A 23,605-nucleotide genomic window follows, 5' to 3' on the forward strand; every position below is an offset into this window, starting at 1 on the left:
CCCGCTTACCTTCGGGCCGTAGATCAGCGGAGCGCCGGCGCCTGCCGTCTGCAGATAGAACTGACCGTCGACGCCGTCGTCATCGTCGGGTTCGGTCGTGCCGTAGAGAACGCCAAGGCCTCGCGAGCCCTGGTTGCCCTCCGGCCCTCTCGCACCCCGGAGCTTGAAGATGGGCGTCCATGTCCCGCTGGCGCGGCGGAAGAGCTGCGAGGTGTTCTGGTTCAGCCACCAATCTCCATCGCGCCCGTCTGCGGTGGTCGGGTTGCGTGCGGCGTCGTCGCTGAGGATAGCAAATCCCATCGCCGCCGGGACGATGCTGCGATTAAGCTGGAGCGTGGTCATGATCGGGTGATGCCCTGCAGAACGGTGACGCTGCCGCGGCCGCCATAAAGCGTCTCGGTGCCGCGCGTGATGATGATGTCGCGGACGTAATCGCCGGCGCCGACCGCGCTCATCAGCGCGGCATTCGGACCGATGGTGAAGGCCGTCTCGTCGTCGCTGATCGTGATGCCGGTCGCGGGAGAGACGAGATCGAGCAGAACGCTCGTGCTGTCCGCGCTTTCCCGGATCTGCATCGCTACGGTGCAGCCGGACAGCGACATGACCGTGCCATCCGAGCCGGCCACGGTGTAGCTTTCGGGCGGCCAGTCGGCGTTGTTGGAGACGGTGATATCGTCGAGCGCCGCCGCGCCGGAGGTCTCAGCCATGAGGATTAGCCGGCCGTGCCGCTGGATTCGGACGAACTGTCCGAGGTGGGCGTGGTGGTCGTGGTGCTTCCCAGCGTGATCTTCGTCACCGACGTCGGATCAGTGTAAGCCGCGCGGAAGAGGTCATCGATCTGCGCCGAGGTCAGGCCAAGAGCAGCACCCAGAGTCGTGAACATGGAATCGCTTCGGTACCAGCTCGCTGCGTCGTATTTGATCTGCGCAGCCGCCCGCCCCGTGTCGTCCGGGATCGCCGCGAGAGCCGCCTCAACGGCCGCTTTGATGCCGGCATAGAGCAGCGTTAGTTTGCCCTGCGTGGAGGTAACGCTCTCCGGCACCGGCATCACGTAGCCCGCCATGAACTCGGCCGAGAGCTTGCCCTGTGTCTGGGCGCCCGTCGTCCGGTCGATGGACGAGATAGGCGGAACGTCCGGATCCTCCATGATGAAGGACTTCACCGTCTGCCCGTTAAAGGCATAGGCATCGGCGGAGATGTCCTGGTCGATGTCATGGACGGCGATCAGGGTTCCGTCCTCGGTCGTGAAGACCTGCTTCATGGTTCACCCGCTCAGTGGCTGTAGATGTAGGAGTTCTGGTTGCCGGAGGCATTTGCGGTGGGCGAGCAGGTTGGCGTCGTTACCGAGCCTGACACATCCATGGTGGCGCCGATCTGCGCGAGGAGATCGCCGCTGGTGTTGGTGCCGCCGTCATAGGCGTAGACGAGCGCGAAGCCGCCCTGGCTGGCGGTGATGCCGTAGGTGCCGTTCGCCTTGCAGCGCAGCGCCGTCGCCCCGCCCGACTGGAAATTCGAGGTGTTGTCGGCCCGGATGCCGTCCTTGGTATTGCTGCGGAAGTCGCCGGCGCCGGAGAAGAGCTCGGCGAAGGAATTGTCGGTGATCGCCAGGCCCTGGTAGCCGTTGTACATGGCGATCCATGTATCGAGGACCTGGATCCCACTCATGTTCGCGGCAAGGAACCCGCATTGCGTGTTGTGGGTAGCGCCGACGCGGTAGGCCTGCACGGCCGAGGCATAGTTGATGCGCAGACCGGTGTTGCCGAAGTTATGGAACCAGCACTGCTCGATGCGGGTGTAACCGGTGCCGATCTGGTTCAGCCAATCGCCGATCAGAAAGCCGACCTGCCCGGCCGTCTTGTCGCCGACGAACAGGATGTCCTTGATCGTGCCGAAGCCGCCGCCGGTCATGTAGAAGCCCGCCTTCACCGCCCCGGTGACGACGATGCGCGTCGGGAAGATCGCGCGCAGCGACGCCTCGACGGTCGCAGCGGTGGCGTTGTCGACGGTCGCATAGGTCGGGAAGGCGTTCAGCAGGTCCTGGCCACGGATGGAGATCTGCGATCCGTAGGGATGATTCAGAACGACCGGACCGGTCGAGACATCGATCGTATGATCGCCGGCGCCAAGGACAATCTGCACCTCCACGTCGCTTGGGATGATCTTGTCGGACAGCTCCAGAAGGCAGTCCTGCACCGTGTCGTAATCGCCGGGAACGTAGTAGGTCTTGCTCTCCGTGATCCGGTGTGCCTGAACGATTGCCTGGAACAATTGCGTCAGGTCGTCGGCGGACGGCGTGTTCTCTCCGAGAACACCTTTGATCGCGTTCAGGATCTCCGTCTGCGGTGCGCTGAAGACGCGGGCCGGCGGCACCGAGCCCTCGATCCCCTGCGCGACATCCTCATCGACCCAGTCGCCGGAGGTCGCTTCCGCACCGTTGGTGGTGTCGAAGGGATAGATGGCGTCCATAGGATCTCCGGAATCAAAAAGGCCCGCTCGAAGGCGGGCCATGGATCAGCGGTGTTGCGGTTGCTCAGGCGGCGAGCGAATAGGTGAAGCGCACTAGCGTGTGGGCGGGCTTCCATTTGCCGACCAGGCATTCCAGCACGGTCGCGCGCTCGAAGCGCGCCAAGGCATCCCGGCCCGCCCGGCTCTTGCCGGCACGGAAGTAGGTCACCGGCACCGCGCCGAGATGCATGGTCCAGAACATCCGGTACTTCTGCGAGCCGACCCGCCAGATGGGTGACCCGCAGCGCGAGCGCCCAGCACGGAACGGCGAGAACTCGGTGATCGTGGCGTCTGGAAAGCCGAGTTCGTTGGCGAGCTGCAGGAAGTAGGCCCGGCTCTGGCCACCCTCCTCCACCAGCTTCTTCCGCAGCAGGTAGCGTCGTTGTTCCACCGCCTGGTCAACGTCGGTGAAGCACTCTTCCGGCAAGCCCGCGACATCCTCCCACCGCGACAGCATCTCCGTCGTGGTGTCGGGGAAGCCCTCGATGTCGCGCAGGTCATGCGCTCGGCTATCGACCGTGCCCCAATAATCCGACAGCGCGCCCGTGACGCGCATCAGCAGCGTGTCAGGATCGCGCGGCCATGCCGCTCCCGTCGGCAACAGGTCGGCCAGCGCTCCCGCATATTCGGCGCCCGGACGGCGCGGATCAGCAGTCATGGATCAGGTCCAGCTGATGTTGCCGCCAGAGAGCGTCGCGATGTGCCCCTTGGACGGCATGGCGATGGTCGCGAAGGTCAGCTCGTAATGGTCGACACCGGCGGCCGAAGCGATCGCCTCATCCACCCAGGAGCGATAGATCGTCTGGCCGGGCTCAGCCTTCTCCAGGATCATCGCGTTCAGGCTGCTCTGGATCGCGGCGCGGATCGATGTCGTGTCCGGGCTGAGCTTCGAGATCCCCATCTTCAGCGCGTTCGGGATCGGCGCCGGAACGTAGATGTCGGAAGCGCCGACCGGTCGCACCGCCTCCAGATAGGCCAGCACCGTCGCGAGATCGTCAGCCGCCGGAATGCCGTTCGTCCGGAGGTCGTCCATCATGAAGCGCACCGTCACCGTGCCAAGCCCGGCCTCCTGCCCCGCCCAGGCGCGCGTCACGCCGGTGACGCTCTTCGCCCACAGGACGTAATCCGACGCCGACCCGCCATGCGGCGGCTTCTGGATCCGCTCCAGCACGCGGGCCCGGAGATCGTCATCCGATTCCGCATCCGCACCGCCGGTCAGCGCCACCACCGTGGCCGTCGAGCTGACGCCGGCAACGGCCGTGGAAAGCGACAGCGAGGCGCCCGCTTCCAGGTTGCTCTCCGAACCCGTATCGAGCGCCCGGATGGCCACCGCCGTCGCGGTGTCGCCGATGGTGATCTGGGACGTCGTCTCGAAGTTCAGCGTGTCGGTCCCGGAAGAGCCGGAGAGTTCGGTCCCGGCCGGCAGGATCGTGCCGCTCGTGCCGGTCGCCGTCGCCGTGCCGCTGGCGTAGGTCGCGCTTTTGCGCCCGGTGCTGCCGTCGGCGTTCGTCAGCCAGATCGCGGCATGACGATCCAGCCATTCCGTCTCGGCGGTGTCCGGCAGGAACTGCTTCGACAGCCAGTCGAGATAGAGCAGCGTCAGGTAGCAGAGCCCGGCCTGCCCGTCCGCCAGTCCGCGCGCTAGGCTGTTCGGGAGGAGAACGCCGACCGACAGGGTAGCCGCCAGCGTGTCCCGGACCTGCTTGCGCACGTCCGTGAGCGTCGGTGTGGTCCAGGTCATGCGTTCCCGATCTCGTCCCAGAGGCTCTGGAATTCCAGTTCAATCGCGCTCTTCGGCCCACGGTAGATCACCACCCGGGCGTCGATCCGCCCGAGGCCGTTCCGCTCGGCGGTGACTGTCACCTTGGAGGCGATCTTCTTCTCCACGAACGGCTGCAGCGCTTCCCGGATATACTGCTCTACGCGGGCCACCGTGCTGCCCGACCGGGCGTTCTGGCCGGTGATCTTCGCCCGCTCCAGGAGCCAGAGCCGCGAGCCGATCGACCAGCCGCCCCAGATGGTCGCGGCGTCCGTGTCGCCCCACCAGCCGCGGCGATCATCGCTGTTCAGGTCCGGCAGTTCATCATCCGCATTCGCGGTCCGGTCGGTGCCGAGCGCGACCAGCACCGCGGAGCGCAGCGCCTGCGTCTCGTCCAGCTGGCCGCTCGGCGTCTGCAGCAGATCCATCGTGAACCCGTCTTGCAGCGCGCCAGTCTTGAGGTGGAGGTCTGTCATCAAGTCCTCCACCTCCGTCGACCATTGGCTCAGTCAACGTCATAAGAAACAGAGTGATGCGTTCACTTCTTTTGCGGTGTACCGCTTTCTTCTGCGAATTCAGCGAACTGCTCCACCGATACGCGAAACCACGAGTGCTTCCCTTTCGGGCTCCACAAAAGCCCGCTGGCCTTCACCCGCACAGTCCCAATCTTTTTTCCATCTTCCAGGATTTCAAAATCCTCAGACTGGGCGCGCTGAATTGTCTTCTTTCCCATTTCTGCCTCCGCTCTGATCGGCGGCATATTAGGACATCGGCTCAGGGAAAAGGTCGATAGACTATAAAGCCACTACACCGAGATATTCGAAGGCGGCCCAGACGTATCGCTGCCGGCCTTCACACCGGTGTGCTGATGATCCGAGCCGATGCTCTTGCCGTTGTGCTTGATCGTCCCGCCCTGGATATCGACCCCGTCCGGGCTAAGTGTGAACGTCACGCTGCCGACAGTGAGGGTCAGCTTCTTCGGGCTGGTGACCGCGATCCCGTCGCGGGTCAGATGGACCAGCTGTTCCTGATCGTCATGAAGCCCCACCTCGCCCGCTTGGCTGTTCTGCGGTCGGTGGCGGCGGTCGGCAATGGCGAGCGCAATGGGATGCGACCGGCTGCCACCAAGGAATCCGACCAGCGCCTCGGCGCCTTCCAGCGGCACGGAGAAGAAGCCGTAGGGGTGCCAGTGCTCCACCGCCTCATGCGCTTCGTCGTGCAGGATGCGAACGGCGACCGACTGCATCTTCGTGGCGTCGTTCGGCGCCTTCAGCACGGCACGGGCCAGCCCGAGCAAGCCGCGCCCGGCGATGTCGCGGACGCTGTTCCTCATGTGCTGGTCGTTCCTGTCGAGCTTGCCTGGGTGTCCGGCGCGTCTGCCTTCGCCTTGCCGTTCGGCGTGGCGCTGGCGAAGGGCTCGCCGTCTGGAACGATGCCTGTAGGCCCGCCGAATCCCTTCAACGCGTTCTGGGTGACCAGATCGAGCGTCGTCGTCGTCCCGCCCTGGTCCTGGCTGAACTCGACGCCGCAGACGGTCAGGTCGGCATCGATCATCATCATGTCCGACTTCACCTTCACCTGGAGGCCGATGTCCCAAAGACCTCCACTGGATCGGAGCCAGCCCGGTACCGTAACCCGGACCTGGATGGTCTCGCCCGCTTCCATTGCGGCTTCGGCGTTCACGCGCTCGACGATGTCTTCCCGCGTGCCCGGATGCTCCGCCACGAAGACCAGCGGCCGGTATCGTTTGACGTTTGTGTTCTTCAGCGTCGCGGAAACATCACGCGAATCCTCACCGAAGGCCTTGTCGCTGCCGGGACGCTGCGTCACGCCCCGGAGCGTGTTGTGCAACCCCTGCATATTGATGATGCATGAGCCGGAGAGGATGTTCTTTCCCTCCTCCAGCGTGTCACCGTCGTTTTGGATGAAGCCCTGCTTCATCGCCACGACCGCGCCGCCGGCGTCGCCGCCGATGGTGATGCCGCGTACCCGCGCCATGCGATCAAGCGCTTCGGCCACAGTCTCGCCGGTCTGGATGGCGAAGTTCTCGAACGGCTTCAGGGCGTTTGCATCGAGGCCATAGGTCTTCAACTGCAGGCCGAAAGGCTTCAGCAGCGCCTTCGAAATCTGCTCGAAGTTGTAGCCGCGGAACTGGCCGCTGCCAGCGATCGCAGAGCAGTCCACGATGTCGTAATCCAGAGACGTCCCTGACAACACGATGCCATGCACACGCTCGTTGAACGCCACCTGCCTGGTGTCGACGAAGCCGGTCAGCGCCCGCACCCCGGCGAGGAAGATCTCGCACCCGTCGCCCGGCTTCACCCGCGACTTCGTGTAGGTCGAGGCGCTCGGGTTGGCTTCGGTCTCGCTCACGGAGAAGCGGAACGTGCGAGCCGGCGAGCGCGCATAGACGGCAGAGACGGAAACCGTCTCCCAGTCGCGCAGGCGCTGACCGTTGACCACGATCTCGGCAATCTCGTTGGCCTTGGGCATCCGCTACTCCGAAAGCGCCCGTAGTGCCGCCGGCATGAAGGCCGGATGCATGGGCTTGTTCTCCGCGATCAGCTCCGATGCCCGGCCGGCGTCCTGGTAGAGCCGCTGGGCCAGCGTCAGCGCCGGGAAGGACTTCGGATAGGTCACCTTCACAATGCGCGGCAGCGTGTAGGAGAGCGTCGACAGAAACCGCGTCACCGCCGCGTGCAACTCCACTAGCGTCCGGTACGTCTCCGTCTCCATGGCGTCGGCCGCGGTATTCTCGGCCGCCTCGAATGCGGTGTTGAACCGGTCCTGCAGGCTCTCAACCTCATCCCGGCTGGAGAGGGTCGAAGCGAACAGGATTGCCGCCTCCTGCACCAGCGCCAGGCGCACGGAGAAGGTCTGCACGATCAACCCGGGCTTGCCGCTCGGGCTCATATCCTGAACCGTCTCGCGCACCGTGCGCATCGTATCCAGCGTCGCGCCTGCCGCCGTGGCGAGATCGAAACAGTTGGACAGGTCGTCGGCTGCTGCCCCTGAAATCAGACGCGCGCTGGCCGAAGCCGAGAGGTCGCCGATCGCATAATGCAGGTCAGCCGCATCCTCGCCTGTCGCGGTGATCGACGCCCGGAGCGCATCCAGCACCGAGCCGAGAACGCTCACGGCTTCCTTCAGGAGCGTGTTCCTCATGCCTCGATCGTCCAGGTGTCGCTGGTCTCTAGCTGGCTTTGCGCCGAGGACGTGGCGGCGCTCTTCGCGCTCGTGGCCTTCGTCGTACCCTGGGAGGCGGTGTCGTCCTGGAGCACCGTGTCAGCCGCTTCGCCCGCCTCGACGAAGTTGATCTCGAGGGCACAATAGCCGCCGTGCGTCCGCTCCTCCGTGACGTTGTAGCCGACACAGACGACCGTCTCCTCGCCAAGCGAAGGATGGATCAGGAGGCCGGAGCCTTCCTGCTCCAACGCGGTGATCAGCGCATCCCGGTCGTCGAGATAATAAGGGCCGATGCAGTAGGCCGAGATCGTGACGCGCTTCGCCGCCCGACCCATGTCCTCGGCATAGGGCGTGTCGCGCTTGGGAAACTCATGCAGCGCGACCCGGCGGCCGCCCTGCCTCGTATCCTGCTCGACCTTGAAGCCGGCGCCGCGAAACGACGCCGGCCGCAGCCGCGCGCGCCAAGGGGTTTCGGGATAGGCCATATCGGATTTCCTCAGGCCGGGGTCGGCGCATTGTAGAAGTGGCGGCGCGTGTCGACCCGCTCGAACAGGCCCTCGGCGCTGGCCGACACCGTCGTTCCGCGCGGTGCGTTCACGTCGACCTTCAGGTGCGCCTTGCCGCGCACGTCGTGACGCTGCACCTCGGCACGTTCTCGGCGCTTCATAGCGTCATTCGCGGTCGCGACATCCTCGTCAAATTTGCCGTTCGCAAGCCGGCGCGCATTGGCGATCCGCTTGGCAACCTCGGCCGAAGGGTTGGCCGGCACCTCGAAGCGACGGACGCCGACATTGACCGCATCCTCCATTGAGTGGGCCGCCATCATGTCGTTCCAGACCTTGGCATACGGCCCCTTCATCTCGCGTTTGAAGAACTGCTGCTGGATGCCGATGTCGGTCCATGCTTTTCCCTGTTTCGCCGCGAAAGCGCGCAGCGCGGCCCAGCGTTCGTTGTGCCACTGCGCGGTGCCGCCGCTGGTTCCGTGGTCGCCGATGATGCCCGGGTCAAGACCTTGGCCACTCTCGCCCTGGAGCATGCCGACGATCGCCGCGGCCTTGTCCTTGGTTGCTCCCATATCGTGCATGAGGAAGTTCATCCACGACCCGGCGTTCTTGCTGCTGCCGCTGTACTTCGTCCCTTTGTCGGCGCCCGGCCCCGGCATGTAGGTGCCGCCACCCGCTCCGCCACGGGAGAGTCCACCGCCGCGTCCGCCGCTGGCGATGTCCGCGCCCGTCACACCGCCGAGACTGACCCGCTGCAGAAGAGCGCCACGGCGCGCCGCGCCCCCGCCCTGCCCGCCGAAGCCGAAGCCGTCGCCGGTGAAGGACTCCTTCTGGATGCCATCCTTGAAGGTGTCGTACATTTCCTTGCCGGCAGCGGTGCCCTGCGCCTTGCCGATCTCCGCGGCGCGCTTCTTCATGTCGTCCATCTCCTCCTGGAGCTGGTCACGAAGAAGCTCTTTCTCCTTCTCCGCCGCGCTTTGATCCCCGGAGCCCTGGGCCTTCGAGATCTCTGCATTCAGCGAGTCGAGGCGCTTCTGAATGGCTTCGGTGCGGACGCGGACGCCGCCGGCCGTTTGAGCGCCGGTGACGGAATCCGTCCAGTTGGCGAGATCCCCGATCGCCCGGATCGTCGCCGCGACGGCATGGGCAACGCCGAGAATGGCGTCGCCGACGGTCTTGATGTCGCTCCCGATCTCCTTCCAGGGCGCCTGCTTCAAGCCATCGGCCATCCAGTGGATGGAATCGCCGATGTTGCGTGCTACCTGGTCCCGGTTCGCGATGAGGTATTCGTGAATGCCGCCGAGCAGTTCGTTGATCTCCGGCAGCACGTCCGCAGCAATCGCATCCCGGAGGCCGATGAGATCCTGCTTCATTGTCAGCAGAAAGTCCGAGAACTCTTTGCCAGCAGCAAGCTGGTCGCCGCTGATCGTGCCGAGTGACTCTATGACCTCAGAAAGCGCTTTACGCCAACCCTCGGCACCCTCCATGCCGAGCTTCGCCATATCGGCGTTACCGAGAAGAGCCTGGGCGAACAGGCGCTGCTGAGCTGGATCCTGGATCTTCAGGAGCGCGGCGATTGCCACACTGAGCGCTTCAGTGTTGTCATTGGATTCCAGCAATCCCTTCAATACCGCTGGATTACTGTCGCGCAGCTGCGCGTAAACTTCGCCGGTGTGATGCCGGATCTCGTTCATCCGATCGGCGAACGACACGACGCCCGACATGATCTGGCTCTGCGAGAGCCCGAATTTTTCGCCGACGCCCTCCAGTTCACGGAGGCGCTGCGCAGTAATCCCGGTCTGCCTGGCGAAGTCCAGCAGCTCGCTGGAGCGCTCGCCGAAGCCCTTGAAGGTCTCGATCAGGCCAGCAACGACGCCCGTCACCGAGAGTGCCGTCACGCCAAAGGCGCTCAGCCCCGTGGCGAGACCCGCCTGGATCACCTCCTTCGGGCTCATGGCCTCCTTGAGGCCGTCCATCTGCTTCTTCAGCGCCTCGACGCCCGGCTGCTTGCCGATACCGCGCAGCTGAGCCTGGATCTGCCGCAGAGGCCCGGACGCCTGGTCCCGTACCGTCGCGGTCATGCGCAACTGTTCGTCAGCCATCCTCGCCCTCGTCGGCTTCTTGGATCATGCGACCCGTCCAGTGCAGATCTCGCTGCAGCCCTGAGATCGGCTTAATCAGGAACACCGACGGGTCGGTGCCGTAAAATCTGGCCAGCCGGTAAGCGGAGAGGATTAGCTCCTCATGTCCGGCAGAAAAAAACCGGAGATCGCCAGCGCGCAGGTGTTCCAGTCTGACGCGGTGATGCGGCCGATCACGAACGGAGGCACGTTGGCGAGAGCCGACAGCATAGCCGTCATGGCCTTCGCCTCGTAGCTGATCTTGGGATCGCCATTGATCAGGTCGAGGTTCACGGGATTTCCGTGGCGTTGAATGTCAGCGCCGGTTGGCTCCCGGAAGACGAGTTCCGCGATCTCACCGTTCGGACCTTCGACCGGCCGCTTGAGCTTCACGCGCAACTTTCCGTCGCCTACCGCTTCCGCAGTAACCGCTGTATCGTTCTCGGGCATAAAAACCTCGGGGGATTTGATGAAACTGCTTCAGCTGCTCGTCATTGCAGCGCTCTCAGGAGGCGTCATTTCGGAGCGGGGTGAGGCCGAAACAGTGGCCCGCCCTGTGGGAGGCTCACTTCAGACTTTGCCTCAAAAGTACAATGCGGCAGCAAAGGATCTGGGCGTGGCCAGCCACATGCTCGCGGGCAGTTGCCACGCGATCAAAACGACGCCCACCAGTCTTTGTTCTGTCGCCATCACCGACGTGAGCAGCGCCAACATCCTGATCCTCAGTGGAGAACACGATCAAGAGATCCAGAACTTTGGCCTGATTTGGCATCGCCCTTTGCCGCCGATCAGCGAGATGAAGAACACGATTCGAGTGCTTCTTCAGACAGTGGATCAGCAGGGCCAAAGTGATGACCTAGAACTCGCTGTGCAGGAGCTCACGGCTGACCTGACTTTGCCCGGAAGCAATGACCTGCGACGAGAGATCACCTTAAACGGAACAGTGTGGCAGATGAGTGCGGACCGGGATTCGGCTCTCCTTGACGTTCGTCGTCCGGGCAAAGTTCCTGGTGCGCCAGACGTTGGTGATCCCGACGACTACGTGGACCCGTTCAAGTAGGGCGGGCAGAGGCCGCCCCGTCTCACATCTCGTCGCAGCTGACACCCTCGAACCGAACGGTGGTCTGCCCGTCGCGGGTGTTGAGCTCCATCGCCGCCGCGCACCAGGCTTCCCGCAGGACATAGGTCTTGCCGTTGGCGAGCTCCGCGGTGACCGTCGCGTTGGTGACGGCGCGGATCGTCTCGATGGAGATGTCCTCCGTCAGCGAGATATCGCCGGAGATGTACGGCACCCGAGGCGTCTCGGAGTAGCCGTGCACGGAGTCCTGGCCGGCGATGCCGGCGCGCTCGATCGCATCCGGGCTGACGGTGAAGTTGCCGCGCAGCGGGTACTGGGTGCCGTCCACGAAGAGGTAGGCGATGCCCGCAATTCTCTTGGCCATGTCGCCCTCCCCTTAGTCCGTCACAGTGCCGCGGTTCGCCTGAAGCCGGAACTGGTTCAGGACGTAGAAAATCCGCAGCTGGTTGATGATATCGGGCGGGAACAGGACGTTCACCCGGTTCGGGTTGTCGTTGTCCCGCTCCACGATCAGGTTCGTCTTGAACCAGTCGGTGTTCTCCACGAGGCCGTCGTACTCCATGCCGCGATACTCGGCGACGAGCTCGGCCTTGATGACATTGGGCGTGACGATCGCCTGGCCGGCGCCGAACTTGGTGCCGTTGTCCGCCAGCTTGTGGCGCGGATACTTCGAGGTGATCGCCGCGCGCTGCCGGCGCATGATGGTCATCAGCGTGGCGAGCGTGGTCACGAGCTCGTAGGCGTCATCCGCCTGGCCGTACTCGTTGAACTGGTAGGTCGTCTGCTCCCGCAGGATCTGCGGATAGCCGGCGGAGCCTGTCTTCTGGATCGCCAACCCCACGCCGGCGATGGCGTTCAGCTCGGAGATCAGGAAGCGGTCGGACTTCGGCGCCGGCTGGATGCCGGTCAGGTCGAGGGTCTGCAGCGGGCGTGCGGGGTCAGCGATCAGCGCGGCCGCCGCCTGGGCGGTATAGGCCGCTGCAGCCTCCCACATCGGCACCGGCGTCGAAGTCTCGAAGGCGAGCACCGAGATGGCCGGGACGTTGTTGTCCGGGCCCCAGGCGAGCAGCCCGGAATAGGAGCCGCGCCGGGCGGAGAAGACCATGCCGTAGATCTGCCGCATCCAGCCCCAGCGGCCGGTCTGGCCGAAGCCGTATTCCGTACCCCAGGCCGAGAGGCTGCCGGTGTCCGTGAACGGCATGCCGACGAAGTCGTACTGCTCGTCGCCAAGCTTGGCGATCGCTGTGGACCAGTCGGGCACGCCGGTGCCGCCGGCCAGCACGTTGTCCGTGGGATAGGTCACGGCCATGCCGGTCGGCAGGCTCTCGCCACCGCGCAGGCCGAGGATGCTGTCCTCGATGCGGATGTCGTTGCCGTCGATCCCCTTGAACTTGGCGGTCAGGCTTACCGCGGCCGTGTTCGTGCCGTCGACCGCCGCCGTGACGCTCAGCGTGCCAACCGCGTTCACCGCAGCAGCGATCGCCTCGGCCACGTCGGCCAGCGTGTCGTCGTCAGTGATGGCAACGGAGATCTTCTGGCCGCCGATGTAGAGCGCGTAGGTGCCCGACGCAGTCGGCACCGACGTGACGGTGATCGAGCCCTTGGCGGCGACGCCGGCTGCCGGTTCGTCGATCGGCAGGCAGTAGAGCGTGGTCGAGGCGTTGATCGCCAGGAAGGCGGCGACCATGCGCTCTAGCATGGAGCCTTCGCCGAACTGCTTCTTGGCGGTCGCCACGGAGCTGATGGCGATCGGGATGTTCGCGGGCGCGATGCCGTTGGCCAGCTTTGTTCCGACGAGGAGCGCCGGCTGGTCAGTCGAGGCGAGGCCAGCTTCGGAGCCGTCCACCTCGACATAGTAGAGCGGCGGCTTCCAGTTGGCGGGAAACGTGAGTGCGCTGACGGCCATGGATCAGGTTCCCGTCGTGGTGGAGGCCGACGCGGTGTCCGCGGCCTTGGTGGTCGTGGAGGAAGCGGCAGGAGCCGCCGCCGTGGACGCGGCCGTGCTTGCGGCAGTCGTGCCCGTGCTTGCGGCGGACGTCGCGTCGGCAGTCGAAGCCGTTCCCGAGGTCACGGCCGCGCTCGTATCGCTCGCCTTCTCCGCGTCCGGATCGAATTCCTCGATGTCGCCGTCGGCGATGCGGCGCCGGGTGAAGGCGTCGTCCAGCCAGCGGCGGCCGGAGTCGCGGATCGGACCGCTCACGGGATGCGCGAGCGTGGAGCCCGGCGTCTTCGGCCGGACCCAGATCTTGGTCGTCATGGATTCTGCTCCTGGTCCCAATGGGCCGAGATGGCCGGAGACGTGTCGTGGTCGGACGGGCGCGCGGTGACGTTGGCGCCGAGGTAATCGTCGGGGATCACCGGCGGCCAATCGGTGCGGAAGACGACGGTGAACTCCACCCGCGCTTCGGCCAGCAGGCGGTCGCCCTTGCCGGGGAAGGCGATGGAGGAACCGACGCTGGAGAAACCTTCGATCTCGCGGTTGAACGACGCGCTCTTGAGCAGCGCGTTCATGATGTCCGCGGCGCGCGTGCGCGCATCTGCCTCCAGGGCGCCGGGCTTGGCTTCGCCGATCGACGAAACGCCGAGCGTCAGTTCATTGACGAAGCGCGGCTCGCCCGCATCCAGGTCGCCGTCCGCGTTCATCTGTTCGCGGATGAAGAAGGCGCCCAGAACCGGAAACGCGTCATCCTGGTCGGGCAGCGCCCGGTCCTTGCGATAGGTGACGTAGCCGGGGATCGCCTTCAGGATATCGAAGGCTGCGTCGAGAATATCGGCCGCCTCAGGTGTCATTGCTGACGCCCATCAGCACGAGATCCGCGCCACCCTGCCCGTCGCCGTTCACGTCGAAGACGAAGAACGTCCCGAGCGCCGGCGCGGAGAGATAGGCGGGAATCGTGATCTGGTCCCCTTGGACCGGTGCGACCGAGAACTCCGAAAGCCGGATGCCGAGCGTCGGGACATTGGTGGAGATCACCTCGCCGCCTTCTGTCTGGATCGTGTCCGGCTTGCTGGCCCATACGCCGCGCGCCGAATAGGCGAAGACACCTGGCTGAGAGTTGACCGGATCGATGATGATGGGACGCGAGAAGGCGTCCATCGCCGGCGTCAGCACGAGGGCGTCAAAGTCGATCATGGCACCTCTGAAAAGCGAAGGGGCGCCGAAGCGCCCCATCCGCAGGTAAGCCGCTGGAGGTCGGCTATTTCGTCTTGGCGGTCGTGGCCGCCGTGGTGGCGTCGGTCGCGGCAGCGTTCGTGCTGGCGGTCGTCGCCTCGGTGGTCGCCGAAGCGCCGGTGTTGCTAGCGTCCGCGACCTTGATCTTGGTATCGCCGGTCGTGTCGGCGCCCGTCTTCGGATCGGTCTGCTTGGCGGTGTTGGTGGTCGTGTCGACCGTGACGTTGCCGGCGTTCAGATCCTGCGGCGAGGTGCCCTCCGCCGCCTCGGCGACACCGAAGGCAATCAGGCGCTTGGCCTGGCCCTCGTCCTCGATATCGACCTCGTCGCCGGCGACATACAGCTTCCCGCCATAGGGCAGGTTCTTGCGTGCGATGATCTTCATGACCGTCTCCGTTATGCCGTGCCGGCCTTGCCCTTGATCAGGGTCTTGGGCCGCGTGCAGTAGGTGAGCGCGTTGGTCTGGCTTTCCAGCGAGCGCCCCTTGCCGTTGGGCATCGGGAACTGCTTGGCGTACCGCGGCAGGCCGAGGGTGTTGACGGTCTCCTCGTAATCGGCCGGGCCATAGACCGTCCGGAAGAGACCGGGAACACCGGTCGGGAAGAAGTGCGCCTCGTCCGGCTCGATGAAGGAGGTGCCGTTCACCGCGCCGCGATAGTTCTCGAAGGTGATGCCGCCGAACTCGAAGCTCTGGTAGGCGTAGCCCTCGCGCAGCGCCCGCGCTTCCGGCTGGTTCAGGAAGGAAGCGCGAACCTCCTTGTTGGCCAGCAGGCCATCCATGAAGTCATCGCCGACGATCGCGTAGACGCCGGTGAGCGGGATGAAGCCAAGCGCGTCGGAGATCGTGCGGACGACCTGGGCGCAGGCCTTGCGCAGCGCGCCGCCGGCGGCATCGGTCGTGTTGGACAGGTCGAAGTAGACCGTGTCCTGCGCGGTGACGCCGAACTCGTCGTAGAGGTCGAGCGTGGTGCCGTCGGCATAGGCCACGACGCCCATGACGGCGCCCATGCGCGAGAACTCCAGCGTCACGTCCAGCGACTGGGCGTGCAATGCCAGGCGGCCATCGACAAACTGCTGGATGCCCAGCAAGGCGTTGGTGGAGCCGAAGGCGCGAACACCCTGGACCTCGTCCGCCATGACGGCATCGTCGATCTGGAAATGCGGGATGGTGATCTTGCGCATGTTGCGCTTCGGCTTGTCGAGGGTGATGCCAGGCCCGCCGCGCGGCGTCGGCGGCACCAGCGTCAGGATGCCGTTCTGCTCTTCGATCGCGACGGACAGCGCCGCCGTGCCGGTCTCGGTGAAGAGACCCATGGCGCCGAGGCGGCCCGGCGCGAAGGGCTGGTTGTTGATGCTGTCGGTGAGCGCGATTACCGAGAACGCATCGCCGTTGAAGATATCCAGGAAATTGTCCACGGAACCGGTCTCCGATTGAGGTTGGATCCGCGTCAGCGGACGATGATGCCGGCCTCGGCGAGGCTGGCGATCTTGGTGGTCTTGTCGGCGGCGGCGGTGACCGACGCGTCATAGGTGAGGATGTTGCCGTTCACCTCAGCATCGCGGGTAATGGCCGCGACCTCGGCATCAGCATCGGTTGCATCGACGCCGTAGAGGATGATGGCGGACGCCGTCTCGGAGCCGTCGGTGGCCGTGGTGGCGCTGCCCAGATACTTCTTGGAAGCGGTCACCTTACCGACCACGGTGCCGGGAATGAGCTTTCCGGCGCCGGCGGCAATGACGATGTTGTCGCGCGAGCGGTGGAAGTTCGCCTCGCTCATCACGAATTCGGTCGGGCGGCGCCCTTCAACCAGGACCTGAGCCATGGGGCAGTTCTCCTCAGTGCTTCCGGGCGCGGGCTGCGTCGACCGCGGCCTGGCGCTTGGCGAAGATCGCCTGGCTGTCGATGGTGCGGGGCTTGGCAGCCTCGGCGGCGGCCTCCGGCGCGTCGGCTCCCACGTTCGGGTTGCCGTTGGCGCGCATCCGGGCTTCGAACTCGCTGGTCCGGGTCGTGGGCGCTCCGGCAGGAGCCTTGGCCAGCATCGCCTTGATCTGGTCTTCCGGCATGTCGGAATCGACGAGCGCTTCGGCGAGCGCTTCACGACCCTTCGCCTCTTCCATGGCCATGACGCTGTCGCGCCGGGCCTTGTACCTGGCGACGGCATCCTTGCCGGCGTCCAGCTTGGCCTTCTCGAGGGTGGCGGTGGCCTCCGCCGTAGTCGGATCCGTCATGGAATGTTCCCTGCGTTGACGGGGTGACGCGGACGCGGAGGCGGCCGCCTGGTGCTTGGCATCCTGCAGACGCCAATTCTTCTTGCTGGCGAGCGCCTTCAGGCGCTGCGGTGCTTGCGCGTAGGCGCGGTAATCGAAGGCGGCGACAGGCTTGGCCTTGTCGTCGCTGGTCCCGTCGGCAAAGCCTTCCGCAACCGCCTCATCCGGCGAGTACCAGCGTTCGGCCTTCATGATGGCCCGGCACTCGTCCTCGGTCTTCCCGCACTTCGCCGCGTAGACGCGGGCGTAGGATGTTGCGAGCGCTTCAAGCGCCTCGACCGTCTTGTTGTGGTCGTCGGCCGTGCCCGCGGTGAACCCCGAGGGATCGTGGATCATCAGCACCGACCCGGCCGACATGGTCACGGTATCGCCGGCCATCGCGATCAGGCTGGCGGCCGACGCCGCAACCCCGTCGACGACGATATTGGTGGTCCCAGCCCGACGTGAGAGGAGCGCATGAATGGCCGCTCCCTCGGAAGCGTAACCGCCGCCGCTATTCAGGTAGACGGTCAGCGGAGCCGCTTCGTCCACTTGCCCGAGCGCTTCGACGACGTCGCCGTGGGTGAAGCCATCCCCGAACAGGAAATCGCCCACGTCGCCGGTGAGCGTCAGCTCGCCATTCTTCAGACTTGCAGCCATTTATGCGGCCTTTTCCTCTGCTGCGCGGTCGGCCGCGTCCTGGGCATCCTGGTTGGCGACCACAGCCGCGACGTCCGCCGGTCCTTGATGCGGGCGCGGAATACCGAGCTCGTCGGCATAGGCGTTCTCGCGCGCCTGCTGCTCCATCTCCTCGCGCCAGTCGCGGCCCTGCTCGGCCGCTTCGTCCTCAAGCGACGAGATGCCGATATCCATGCGGATCTTGGCGGCGTTGGCTTCCTTGACCGGATCGATCCAGCCGCGGCCGGCGAACACCCACTTGCAGCGGGTCCACGCAATCTGGTTGCGGTAGTAGTCGTCGGGCGTGCAATCCGGGATCAGGCCGCGGTTGACCGCCTCTTCGAACCAGAATTCATCAACGCTGTATTTTCAATGACTTACGCGAGAAAATTCGCGTTCATGTCGCGTCGAGGCTTACTCCGTGTCGCCTCAAACGATCATCGTTAGCCGCGGAGGCTGCTTTCGATGGCGGTCGCTGCCGCCTCTTCGAGGCCGTCTCCCGGGAAGAGATGCCCATATCGATCGAAGGTGATCGTGATTGAGGCGTGCCCCATCAGGTACTGCACGCGCTTCGGCGGGAGGCCCTGCTCGATGAAGAGACTGGCGGCAAAATGCCGGAGTGCATGGAAGTGGTACCGGTTCCTCCCTTCCGAGGTCAGCAGTTTGGCTTGCCCCAACAGCCGGGGCCACTCCGTTTTGTGGAAGTTCGGAGTTGAAAGGGGCGTGCCGTTTCTCGATGCCAGCACGAGACCCTTCCTGTTCGGCTTGGAGGCGAGCTTCCACTCCTTCAGCTTCTTGAGAAGCATGGGCGGGATCGGTACGTCGCGCACACCTGCCCGCGACTTCGGCTCCTTGATATCGCCCCACCGGTTTGCGCTATGCCGGACGCGGATGATCCGTTTCTCGAAGTCCACGTTCGACCACATGAGGGCGAAGATCTCGCCCTCGCGCATACCCGTGAAGACGGCGATCTCCGCCGCAAGGCAGGCGCGACCTACCTCCCCCATGCCGATGATCGCCGTCTCAGCAATCTCCAGCACCCGACGCACCTCCTCCTTGGTCGGGATCTCCAAGCGTTCGGACGGCATAGCAGCCACTCTCGGGGGAGCTTCCTTGACCACGTTCCTCGCCACCAAGCCGCTGCGCTGCGCTTCGGTGATGGCCTGCCGAAAGCACTGCAGTATATGCGCCATGATCCAAGGCGAGCGCGGGTCATCCTTGTCGGCTCTGAGCCCGTCGACCCACTCCTGCACCATCGGAGCCGAAAGGCGGGACAACTTCACGTTGCCGATCAAGGGGTCGATATGCTTCCGGATGATACCTCGCCGCGCCGCGAGGGTCGTGCGGGCGATACCATCCTTCTCCCGGTACCGACGCTCGCAGATGTCGAGGTAGCGAGCACATGCTTCGCGGACCGTGATCGACTCCGAGTCCGGCGTGTGAATGCCCTTCTCGACTTCGGTTTCCACTTGGGTCCGGTACCGATCGGCATCCTTCTTCTTGTCGAAGGTCTTCAGCCGGCGCTTACCGCCTTGATCCGTATAGGCGACGATCCACGCCTCCCGGTCGGCGCCATCTGGCGCGACCCACTTCCGCTTTCTGACACTTGCCACGTGTGCTTCTCCTTTCAGTGTTGAGCCGGCCGATCCACGATCAGCTCGGACAGTTTCGCGAGGCCCTTGGGGGTGACCCGGACCTGCGTGACGGTGAGCAGGTCACCGTTCTCTCGCGGGACACGCGCGAGCTTGTGCTCCAGCAATCCGGCCTGGAGCTTTGTCTGGTAGGCGAGTTCCCGACCGTCGCCAGAACGATAGATCCAGCTGTGCGCCCGGAGCCACGTGAATAGCTCCTTCGGCCCGACCTGCAGCGTCTTGGCCGCGGCCGTCACGGTCAGCGATCCCGACGTGCTGGCTATCCGGTCGAAGCCTTCGGCCTTGGGCGCCAGTTGCTCGACCTGCCCTTCCAGCGTGATCACGCGCTCCGAATAATCGGCGAGCGCGCGCCGGAGCGTGGCGGGATCGTTCAGCAAGGCTGCAACGTCCTGGCTACCGCGCCTGAGCTCGGCCTCCATGGTGTTGAAGGTCTCGATGTACCGGAGCTTCCACTTGAGCGCCTTGGCTCCGGTGAAGCCCATGGCGAGCAGCGTGAAGCCGTCCCGGTCCATGTCGAAGCTGCGGTAGGTTTGACCGGTCGAGGCCTCGATGAAGGGGGTCTGCGTAAAACTGCGCAGACCCAAATCCGGCTCTTGCTGGAGCAGGTTGCCGACCGCCCGCAGCACGTCGCGATGGTTCTTCTCGAAGACGCGCGCGACCTCCCGGCTGTTCGTCCGGGCGGTCCCGTCCTGGTAGAAGACGACGGGCTGGCTCTCGGCTTGGCGCTGATCGGCAGGGACCAGAGCGCCACCGACGTTCTCGGTTGATGCTTCCATGATGATCTCCTGATGTGCCCCGCCGCCGCCAGCGACGGGGCGGATGGATCAGAGGTGGGGCCGGTTTTCCGCGATGTAGTCGCAGAGGCTGTCGGTCCAGCGATCAACCTGCTTTGCGCGTCGGCGGAGTGTCGTCTCCGCTTCACTCACCGCTCGCGACCACACGTCCGGAAAGCCCTCGCGGTAGCCGTAGCCGAAACCGGAGATGCGCAGCGACACGTAGGAAAAGCCAAGCGCTTCCATCTCGGACACGAACTCGGCCGGAGTGATCGGACGCTCACGAGACAAAGCAGCTCCGCCGACTGCCGCGAGCAAGGGCAGCGCCGCCAGCCCTTGAAGGACAGCGCGGCGATTGGGGGACAGGTCAGGCATGAGCCCGCTCCCACTCTCCAAAAGCACCGGACGCCCAACCGAGGGCGGGCTCCAGATCAGCGTCGTCGCGCTCACGATCATCGTGCTCGCTGACCGGCTCGCACTCGTCCATCTGCGGATTGAGCGCTGCCGCTTCCGAGCCGCAGGACGGTTCCAGATCGGAATCGCCTTCGCTCTCGTCGAGCAGATCAATGAGGTTGCCCACGGCCTCAAGCTGAAGACGGCGCAGCGCGGAGATGCCGCTGCGCATACGTGCCTCGTCGGCGTCGTGAAGGTCGGGGGAGAATGGAAGAGGACGGTCAGACAGGAGGCAGTGCGCCACCCGGATCTGTGTGGTGTTGAACATGGTTTGCTCTGTGGTCTGACCGGCTTCTCAGGGCCGGGTGCCAGCGAACAGCACTGGCGCCGGGAGGCTGAGAACACGCCACAGAGAACGTGCCCGACCGTCTTCCCCTTTCGGGTCTTGTATAACGGGCGGACTCCCGGCATAGTGGTACCGGTCGCGCCCCAATACAAATTCGGGCACGTTGTTATCGGCGGCACTTCTCCCGGCAAGGAGACACGCCAACGCTCTGTGGTGAGGATCGGCCCGGCAAGGCCAAGTCCTCGGGAGTTCTCAGGCTCCACAGACGACCCTGACCTATTCGCGCATCACTTTCAAGATGGTCGCCCCTCCGGGGAGCGAACGCTTGCGCGCGTTCGTAGAGTTGCTGCAGCCTGAACCTTGGGCAGAACAAGGGATTCGTAGTGTCCCACGGCAGCTTTCTACCTTCGTGGTTTGCGGATCTTGGATCGCTGATCGGCTTCATGACCGGCGCAGGCGCGTTGGTTGCCGCAGCGCTCCGCAGCCGTCCGATGATGTGGCTCGAGCGAGCACCTGACGAGAGCTCCAGCGCGCCGCTTCAGATCACCGTTCGGAATAAGACACCGCGGCCGATCGTCGTTGACCGGATAATTATCTGGCCCGCTGGCGCCTTCAGGGTCGCCGGTGGCCGCAGTACCCGCCACACGGTCAATCATGTTCTTAGAGGCCGCCTGAACGCCATCGTTGAGGATGCTTCCACGGACAGCTTTCGCCTCGTTGTATGGGAGCGGCCCGATCCGAAGACGCTCCTGGTTTTGGTGCTTTGGTCACGGCTGGGGGGATGGCCCTGCGCTGGGCTTCCCCGCTTGATCTTTACCCGCCGGCTGTGGTTGCAAGATCTCCAATGGGCCGCCCGAAGAGAGACCGACTGACTCCCCCTTGTTCCCAATTCGGGAACACTCTAACTTAGGCCGGCATGGACGTCGTTGCCCGATCCACTCTCCACCGCTTCATGATCCAACACGCCGACGCGGCCGCATCGGCAAGTTATTGGCTAACTGTGACGACCGCGGCGAAGTGGCAAAGCATGAACGACGTCTCGCAGAGCTTCTCGAAGGCAAAGGTCATTGACGCAAAGCGGGTGCGCTTCGAAATCGGTAGTCAGTACCGGTTGATCGCTGGTGTCGACTTCCGGCGTCAGAAGCTCTTCATCAAATTCATCGGCACGCATGCCGAATATGACGCGGTGGACGCTGCCACCGTGTCTATGTTCTGAGGAGGCAGCGATGGACGTTCGCCCGATCCGTACAGAAGAAGACCTCCGTTGGGCCCTGGGTGAGATCGAACGGCTTTGGGAGGCTGAGCCCGGCACCGAAGAAGGCGATCGCCTGGACGTGCTCACCACCCTTGTCAGTGCTTATGAGGACGAGCACTGTGCGATTCCGGAGGCGGACCCCGTTGACGTGATCCGCGGCTACATGGAAGACCGTGACCTCAGCCAGAAGGACCTTGCTGAACTGCTCGGGTCGCGCTCGCGCGCGTCCGAGCTCCTGAGCCGGAAGCGCCCGCTCACACTCTCCATGATCCACAAGCTCTCGCACGAATGGAGCATCCCCGCCGAACTCTTGACCCGCCCGTACCATGCTGAGATCGGCGGAGCGGAAGAACTCGTAGAGGTCGTGGTCAAACAGCCAAAGCAGCGGCCGTATCGCTCGGCGAGCACGGGCGGATACTGGGTCGAGAACGAACGCAGTGGCGCCGTCATTCATGAGATTAAAAAAACGACCGGCGGACGCTCCAAGAAGATCTGGGTGAGTCGATCGCCGATCAGCGGCGGCAAGCGCTAGGCCTGACCGATTGAGGAACCCGACCGGGATGACGGGCGAGAGGAAGTGATAGCTCTCCGCGACCCGGCGTACCTGCTCGCAGTAGGCGGTCAGCGCTAAGCCGACTCGAACTTTCCAGCTGCGGAAGATCCTCCACCATCCGGCTCAACCGCTCGCGACAAAGCTCTGAAACCAGTCAGCGATCCGAACCGAACAGATGTTGAGACACAGCCCCTAGTTGTGATTGTCTTCCCTTTGGGAGGATCCCCAATGAAGGCGCTGCTCGGAATTTTGGTTGTCCCGCTTCTCGCAATGGGCGCGGCGCACGCGGCCGATGAGCGAAATGCATCGCAGTACCTTCAGCAATGCCCGTATGTGGGCGATCAACGGGTCTGCGAGCAAGAGCGCCAGTCATTTGCCGACGATCTCCGTCGCGCGTTCCAGGGCGAGTACACACCCCAGCGGAATGTCGCTTATTGCCTCCAGACATCGTGCGATGGGGCGGTCCGGCCCAATCGGATCCAAGCCTGCGCCTGGCGGATCGTCGTGATGAGCTCCGGCAGCTCCGAGGTCGACGACAGCGACGAAGCGAACCTCCAAAGAGCCTGCGGGGAGCTTTCCCCGGCCGGTCTCGAAGCCGCCAAAACTCGTGCTCAGGTCATCGCGGACCATGTTGACGAGCCGGTGGCATCGGCACCGCCGGCTGCACCGGACTTCAGCGATCCTTCAGACGGGCATCGGGAGGCCTTGGTCGGGCAATCCTACGCGGCCGCGTCCACAGCTTTGCTCGGCTTCGGCTGGAAACGAAGCCCCGTGCTTGCGCGGAGTGAACCCTGCACCGGCTTCGAACAGGTTTGCGCCATTCATCCAGAGGTAAGCGAGTGCTTCCACAAGGGCGATCACGACTGCTACTTCGCGTGGAGGGACTCCAAGAACATGATGCGCGTTGTCGTGACCGACGGCCAGGATCCGGCTCGCCTGACCGCCAAAGAGATTGTGCCCGGTCCCTACCCGATCGATTCGGCCTGGTGAGTTGCCTGCTGTCTCAGCAGGCGCAGCAGCCTCAGGAGACTGCTCCGCTGGAGGCTCGCCCTAGTTCCTCTCGCACAACAGGAGGACGTTGAATGCGAGCTTCTCTCTTTGCTCTTCCCACGCTGGTTCTGATCGCCGCGGCTCCGACATTCGCCACCGCGCAGACGGCGAACAATGACCGAATGAAGGCTTGCGCCTCGCAATGGAGCGACATGAAGGCCAAGGGCACGACGAACGGCCAGAACTACCGTGACTTCTCGAAGTCATGCCTGTCCGGCGCGAGCCAAGTTCCCGCCGGTGCAACAGCTCAATGCAAGGATGGCAGCTACATCCAGACCGCCACTCATCAGGGCGCCTGCTCTCGTCATGGTGGCGTGGCCAAGTGGCTCGACGGG

At 64.5% G+C, this 23,605-nt stretch carries 33 protein-coding genes; 5 read left to right on the plus strand and 28 right to left on the minus strand.

Annotated features, from left to right (window positions below):
* The 14 genes from BMY25_RS19420 to BMY25_RS19485 all read right to left on the minus strand — a co-directional run.
* Positions 1–342 (minus strand): hypothetical protein (locus BMY25_RS19420; RefSeq protein ID WP_238858438.1); only part of this gene is annotated, 342 nt, incomplete at its 3' end.
* A complete protein-coding gene (locus BMY25_RS19425; RefSeq protein ID WP_092499777.1) occupies positions 339–707 on the minus strand; it encodes a hypothetical protein in 369 nt (122 codons plus the stop codon). The genes BMY25_RS19425 and BMY25_RS19420, both read right to left, overlap by 4 nt.
* A gap of 5 nt (positions 708–712) precedes the next feature.
* Positions 713–1,261, minus strand: a complete 549-nt coding sequence (locus BMY25_RS19430; protein ID WP_092499779.1) for a hypothetical protein — start codon at positions 1,259–1,261, stop codon at positions 713–715.
* 11 nt (positions 1,262–1,272) lie between these two features.
* Complete coding sequence (locus tag BMY25_RS19435; RefSeq protein WP_092499781.1) at positions 1,273–2,466, minus strand: hypothetical protein; 1,194 nt, start codon at positions 2,464–2,466, stop codon at positions 1,273–1,275.
* A gap of 64 nt (positions 2,467–2,530) precedes the next feature.
* Positions 2,531–3,163 (minus strand): YmfQ family protein, encoded by a 633-nt coding sequence (locus BMY25_RS19440; protein WP_092499783.1) that lies wholly within the window; start codon positions 3,161–3,163, stop codon positions 2,531–2,533.
* A 3-nt stretch (positions 3,164–3,166) separates the two neighbouring features.
* Positions 3,167–4,246 carry a baseplate J/gp47 family protein gene (locus BMY25_RS19445; protein WP_092499785.1) on the minus strand — a complete coding sequence of 360 codons (1,080 nt, stop codon included), beginning with the start codon at positions 4,244–4,246 and terminating at the stop codon, positions 3,167–3,169.
* Positions 4,243–4,740: a phage GP46 family protein gene (locus BMY25_RS19450; RefSeq protein WP_143062051.1), complete on the minus strand. Its 498-nt coding sequence runs from the start codon at positions 4,738–4,740 to the stop codon at positions 4,243–4,245. Before BMY25_RS19450 ends, BMY25_RS19445 begins: the two co-directional genes overlap by 4 nt.
* A 62-nt stretch (positions 4,741–4,802) precedes the next feature.
* Entirely contained in the window at positions 4,803–4,997 is a 195-nt protein-coding gene (locus tag BMY25_RS19455) for a hypothetical protein (protein WP_143062052.1), read from the minus strand.
* 72 nt (positions 4,998–5,069) lie between these two features.
* A complete protein-coding gene (locus BMY25_RS19460) occupies positions 5,070–5,597 on the minus strand; it encodes a phage baseplate assembly protein domain-containing protein (RefSeq protein WP_092499791.1) in 528 nt (175 codons plus the stop codon).
* Positions 5,594–6,757, minus strand: coding sequence for a phage baseplate assembly protein (locus BMY25_RS19465; RefSeq protein ID WP_092499793.1), 1,164 nt, complete (start codon positions 6,755–6,757; stop codon positions 5,594–5,596). Before BMY25_RS19465 ends, BMY25_RS19460 begins: the two co-directional genes overlap by 4 nt.
* A 3-nt stretch (positions 6,758–6,760) precedes the next feature.
* On the minus strand, positions 6,761–7,429 hold the full coding sequence (locus BMY25_RS19470; RefSeq protein ID WP_092499795.1) for a hypothetical protein: 669 nt from the start codon (positions 7,427–7,429) through the stop codon (positions 6,761–6,763).
* Positions 7,426–7,935: a DNA circularization N-terminal domain-containing protein gene (locus tag BMY25_RS19475; protein WP_092499797.1), complete on the minus strand. Its 510-nt coding sequence runs from the start codon at positions 7,933–7,935 to the stop codon at positions 7,426–7,428. Before BMY25_RS19475 ends, BMY25_RS19470 begins: the two co-directional genes overlap by 4 nt.
* Before the next feature lie 11 nt (positions 7,936–7,946).
* Positions 7,947–10,055, minus strand: coding sequence for a phage tail tip lysozyme (locus BMY25_RS19480; RefSeq protein ID WP_092499799.1), 2,109 nt, complete (start codon positions 10,053–10,055; stop codon positions 7,947–7,949).
* Between the two features lie 132 nt (positions 10,056–10,187).
* The gene (locus BMY25_RS19485) at positions 10,188–10,466 is read right to left on the minus strand and encodes a phage tail assembly protein (RefSeq protein WP_177176959.1); all 279 of its coding nucleotides are present in this window, start codon (positions 10,464–10,466) and stop codon (positions 10,188–10,190) included.
* Between the two features lie 76 nt (positions 10,467–10,542).
* Here BMY25_RS19485 and BMY25_RS19490 point away from each other — a divergent pair, with 76 nt between their 5' ends.
* On the plus strand, positions 10,543–11,133 hold the full coding sequence (locus BMY25_RS19490; protein ID WP_092499803.1) for a hypothetical protein: 591 nt from the start codon (positions 10,543–10,545) through the stop codon (positions 11,131–11,133).
* 22 nt (positions 11,134–11,155) lie between these two features.
* Here the strand turns inward: BMY25_RS19490 and BMY25_RS19495 are convergent, their stop codons facing one another.
* The 14 genes from BMY25_RS19495 to BMY25_RS19560 all read right to left on the minus strand — a co-directional run bounded on the left by BMY25_RS19495 (position 11,156) and on the right by BMY25_RS19560 (position 20,394).
* Positions 11,156–11,515, minus strand: coding sequence for a phage tail tube protein (locus BMY25_RS19495; RefSeq protein WP_092499805.1), 360 nt, complete (start codon positions 11,513–11,515; stop codon positions 11,156–11,158).
* Positions 11,516–11,527: 12 nt separating this feature from the next.
* Positions 11,528–13,057: a phage tail sheath C-terminal domain-containing protein gene (locus tag BMY25_RS19500; RefSeq protein WP_092499807.1), complete on the minus strand. Its 1,530-nt coding sequence runs from the start codon at positions 13,055–13,057 to the stop codon at positions 11,528–11,530.
* Positions 13,058–13,060: 3 nt separating this feature from the next.
* Positions 13,061–13,408, minus strand: coding sequence for a hypothetical protein (locus BMY25_RS20960; protein ID WP_092499809.1), 348 nt, complete (start codon positions 13,406–13,408; stop codon positions 13,061–13,063).
* A complete protein-coding gene (locus BMY25_RS19510) occupies positions 13,405–13,941 on the minus strand; it encodes a hypothetical protein (protein WP_092499811.1) in 537 nt (178 codons plus the stop codon). Before BMY25_RS19510 ends, BMY25_RS20960 begins: the two co-directional genes overlap by 4 nt.
* Positions 13,931–14,284 carry a head-tail joining protein gene (locus BMY25_RS19515; protein ID WP_092499813.1) on the minus strand — a complete coding sequence of 118 codons (354 nt, stop codon included), beginning with the start codon at positions 14,282–14,284 and terminating at the stop codon, positions 13,931–13,933. The genes BMY25_RS19510 and BMY25_RS19515 overlap by 11 nt, the downstream gene beginning before the upstream one ends.
* A 64-nt stretch (positions 14,285–14,348) precedes the next feature.
* On the minus strand, positions 14,349–14,708 hold the full coding sequence (locus tag BMY25_RS19520; RefSeq protein ID WP_092499815.1) for a DUF7210 family protein: 360 nt from the start codon (positions 14,706–14,708) through the stop codon (positions 14,349–14,351).
* Between the two features lie 11 nt (positions 14,709–14,719).
* Positions 14,720–15,739, minus strand: a complete 1,020-nt coding sequence (locus BMY25_RS19525; protein WP_238858439.1) for a major capsid protein — start codon at positions 15,737–15,739, stop codon at positions 14,720–14,722.
* A gap of 32 nt (positions 15,740–15,771) precedes the next feature.
* A complete protein-coding gene (locus tag BMY25_RS20965; protein WP_177176960.1) occupies positions 15,772–16,146 on the minus strand; it encodes a head decoration protein in 375 nt (124 codons plus the stop codon).
* Positions 16,147–16,159: 13 nt separating this feature from the next.
* Positions 16,160–17,230, minus strand: a complete 1,071-nt coding sequence (locus BMY25_RS19535) for a head maturation protease, ClpP-related (protein WP_092499817.1) — start codon at positions 17,228–17,230, stop codon at positions 16,160–16,162.
* On the minus strand, positions 17,231–17,503 hold the full coding sequence (locus BMY25_RS20970; protein ID WP_177176961.1) for a hypothetical protein: 273 nt from the start codon (positions 17,501–17,503) through the stop codon (positions 17,231–17,233).
* Between the two features lie 188 nt (positions 17,504–17,691).
* A complete protein-coding gene (locus BMY25_RS19545) occupies positions 17,692–18,861 on the minus strand; it encodes a tyrosine-type recombinase/integrase (RefSeq protein ID WP_092499819.1) in 1,170 nt (389 codons plus the stop codon).
* A 14-nt stretch (positions 18,862–18,875) separates the two neighbouring features.
* A complete protein-coding gene (locus tag BMY25_RS19550) occupies positions 18,876–19,676 on the minus strand; it encodes a Rha family transcriptional regulator (protein WP_092499821.1) in 801 nt (266 codons plus the stop codon).
* 48 nt (positions 19,677–19,724) lie between these two features.
* Positions 19,725–20,048 carry a hypothetical protein gene (locus BMY25_RS20605; protein WP_143062054.1) on the minus strand — a complete coding sequence of 108 codons (324 nt, stop codon included), beginning with the start codon at positions 20,046–20,048 and terminating at the stop codon, positions 19,725–19,727.
* The gene (locus tag BMY25_RS19560) at positions 20,041–20,394 is read right to left on the minus strand and encodes a hypothetical protein (protein ID WP_143062055.1); all 354 of its coding nucleotides are present in this window, start codon (positions 20,392–20,394) and stop codon (positions 20,041–20,043) included. Before BMY25_RS19560 ends, BMY25_RS20605 begins: the two co-directional genes overlap by 8 nt.
* Positions 20,395–21,328: 934 nt before the next feature.
* Here BMY25_RS19560 and BMY25_RS19570 point away from each other — a divergent pair.
* From BMY25_RS19570 to BMY25_RS19585, 4 genes are all read left to right on the plus strand, one after another.
* Complete coding sequence (locus BMY25_RS19570) at positions 21,329–21,628, plus strand: type II toxin-antitoxin system HigB family toxin (protein ID WP_092499830.1); 300 nt, start codon at positions 21,329–21,331, stop codon at positions 21,626–21,628.
* Between the two features lie 10 nt (positions 21,629–21,638).
* The gene (locus tag BMY25_RS21400) at positions 21,639–22,199 is read left to right on the plus strand and encodes a helix-turn-helix domain-containing protein (protein WP_346432159.1); all 561 of its coding nucleotides are present in this window, start codon (positions 21,639–21,641) and stop codon (positions 22,197–22,199) included.
* A gap of 249 nt (positions 22,200–22,448) precedes the next feature.
* Entirely contained in the window at positions 22,449–23,210 is a 762-nt protein-coding gene (locus BMY25_RS19580) for a hypothetical protein (RefSeq protein ID WP_092499832.1), read from the plus strand.
* A 92-nt stretch (positions 23,211–23,302) separates the two neighbouring features.
* Positions 23,303–23,605 (plus strand): DUF3761 domain-containing protein (locus BMY25_RS19585; RefSeq protein WP_092499838.1); only part of this gene is annotated, 303 nt, incomplete at its 3' end.

The sequence above is a fragment of the Faunimonas pinastri genome (genome assembly GCF_900110915.1).
Classification (GTDB): Bacteria; Pseudomonadota; Alphaproteobacteria; order Rhizobiales; family Afifellaceae; genus Faunimonas; species Faunimonas pinastri.

What these genes read in the sequence shown, in the direction of transcription:
- BMY25_RS19445 (WP_092499785.1), bottom strand. Translation starts at nt 4,246, where the DNA reads ATGACCTGGACCACACCGACGCTCACGGACGTGCGCAAGCAGGTCCGG.
- BMY25_RS19495 (WP_092499805.1), bottom strand. Translation starts at nt 11,515, where the DNA reads ATGGCCAAGAGAATTGCGGGCATCGCCTACCTCTTCGTGGACGGCACC.
- BMY25_RS19465 (WP_092499793.1), bottom strand. Translation starts at nt 6,757, where the DNA reads ATGCCCAAGGCCAACGAGATTGCCGAGATCGTGGTCAACGGTCAGCGC.
- BMY25_RS20965 (WP_177176960.1), bottom strand. Translation starts at nt 16,146, where the DNA reads ATGGCTCAGGTCCTGGTTGAAGGGCGCCGCCCGACCGAATTCGTGATG.
- BMY25_RS19455 (WP_143062052.1), bottom strand. Translation starts at nt 4,997, where the DNA reads ATGGGAAAGAAGACAATTCAGCGCGCCCAGTCTGAGGATTTTGAAATC.
- BMY25_RS19470 (WP_092499795.1), bottom strand. Translation starts at nt 7,429, where the DNA reads ATGAGGAACACGCTCCTGAAGGAAGCCGTGAGCGTTCTCGGCTCGGTG.
- BMY25_RS19430 (WP_092499779.1), bottom strand. Translation starts at nt 1,261, where the DNA reads ATGAAGCAGGTCTTCACGACCGAGGACGGAACCCTGATCGCCGTCCAT.
- BMY25_RS19515 (WP_092499813.1), bottom strand. Translation starts at nt 14,284, where the DNA reads ATGATCGACTTTGACGCCCTCGTGCTGACGCCGGCGATGGACGCCTTC.
- BMY25_RS19500 (WP_092499807.1), bottom strand. Translation starts at nt 13,057, where the DNA reads ATGGCCGTCAGCGCACTCACGTTTCCCGCCAACTGGAAGCCGCCGCTC.
- BMY25_RS19580 (WP_092499832.1), top strand. Translation starts at nt 22,449, where the DNA reads ATGAAGGCGCTGCTCGGAATTTTGGTTGTCCCGCTTCTCGCAATGGGC.
- BMY25_RS19535 (WP_092499817.1), bottom strand. Translation starts at nt 17,230, where the DNA reads ATGGCTGCAAGTCTGAAGAATGGCGAGCTGACGCTCACCGGCGACGTG.
- BMY25_RS19450 (WP_143062051.1), bottom strand. Translation starts at nt 4,740, where the DNA reads ATGACAGACCTCCACCTCAAGACTGGCGCGCTGCAAGACGGGTTCACG.
- BMY25_RS19520 (WP_092499815.1), bottom strand. Translation starts at nt 14,708, where the DNA reads ATGAAGATCATCGCACGCAAGAACCTGCCCTATGGCGGGAAGCTGTAT.
- BMY25_RS21400 (WP_346432159.1), top strand. Translation starts at nt 21,639, where the DNA reads ATGGACGTTCGCCCGATCCGTACAGAAGAAGACCTCCGTTGGGCCCTG.
- BMY25_RS20960 (WP_092499809.1), bottom strand. Translation starts at nt 13,408, where the DNA reads ATGACGACCAAGATCTGGGTCCGGCCGAAGACGCCGGGCTCCACGCTC.
- BMY25_RS19425 (WP_092499777.1), bottom strand. Translation starts at nt 707, where the DNA reads ATGGCTGAGACCTCCGGCGCGGCGGCGCTCGACGATATCACCGTCTCC.
- BMY25_RS19435 (WP_092499781.1), bottom strand. Translation starts at nt 2,466, where the DNA reads ATGGACGCCATCTATCCCTTCGACACCACCAACGGTGCGGAAGCGACC.
- BMY25_RS19490 (WP_092499803.1), top strand. Translation starts at nt 10,543, where the DNA reads ATGAAACTGCTTCAGCTGCTCGTCATTGCAGCGCTCTCAGGAGGCGTC.
- BMY25_RS19475 (WP_092499797.1), bottom strand. Translation starts at nt 7,935, where the DNA reads ATGGCCTATCCCGAAACCCCTTGGCGCGCGCGGCTGCGGCCGGCGTCG.
- BMY25_RS19550 (WP_092499821.1), bottom strand. Translation starts at nt 19,676, where the DNA reads ATGGAAGCATCAACCGAGAACGTCGGTGGCGCTCTGGTCCCTGCCGAT.
- BMY25_RS19560 (WP_143062055.1), bottom strand. Translation starts at nt 20,394, where the DNA reads ATGTTCAACACCACACAGATCCGGGTGGCGCACTGCCTCCTGTCTGAC.
- BMY25_RS19570 (WP_092499830.1), top strand. Translation starts at nt 21,329, where the DNA reads ATGGACGTCGTTGCCCGATCCACTCTCCACCGCTTCATGATCCAACAC.
- BMY25_RS19460 (WP_092499791.1), bottom strand. Translation starts at nt 5,597, where the DNA reads ATGAGGAACAGCGTCCGCGACATCGCCGGGCGCGGCTTGCTCGGGCTG.
- BMY25_RS19440 (WP_092499783.1), bottom strand. Translation starts at nt 3,163, where the DNA reads ATGACTGCTGATCCGCGCCGTCCGGGCGCCGAATATGCGGGAGCGCTG.
- BMY25_RS19480 (WP_092499799.1), bottom strand. Translation starts at nt 10,055, where the DNA reads ATGGCTGACGAACAGTTGCGCATGACCGCGACGGTACGGGACCAGGCG.
- BMY25_RS19510 (WP_092499811.1), bottom strand. Translation starts at nt 13,941, where the DNA reads ATGACACCTGAGGCGGCCGATATTCTCGACGCAGCCTTCGATATCCTG.
- BMY25_RS20605 (WP_143062054.1), bottom strand. Translation starts at nt 20,048, where the DNA reads ATGCCTGACCTGTCCCCCAATCGCCGCGCTGTCCTTCAAGGGCTGGCG.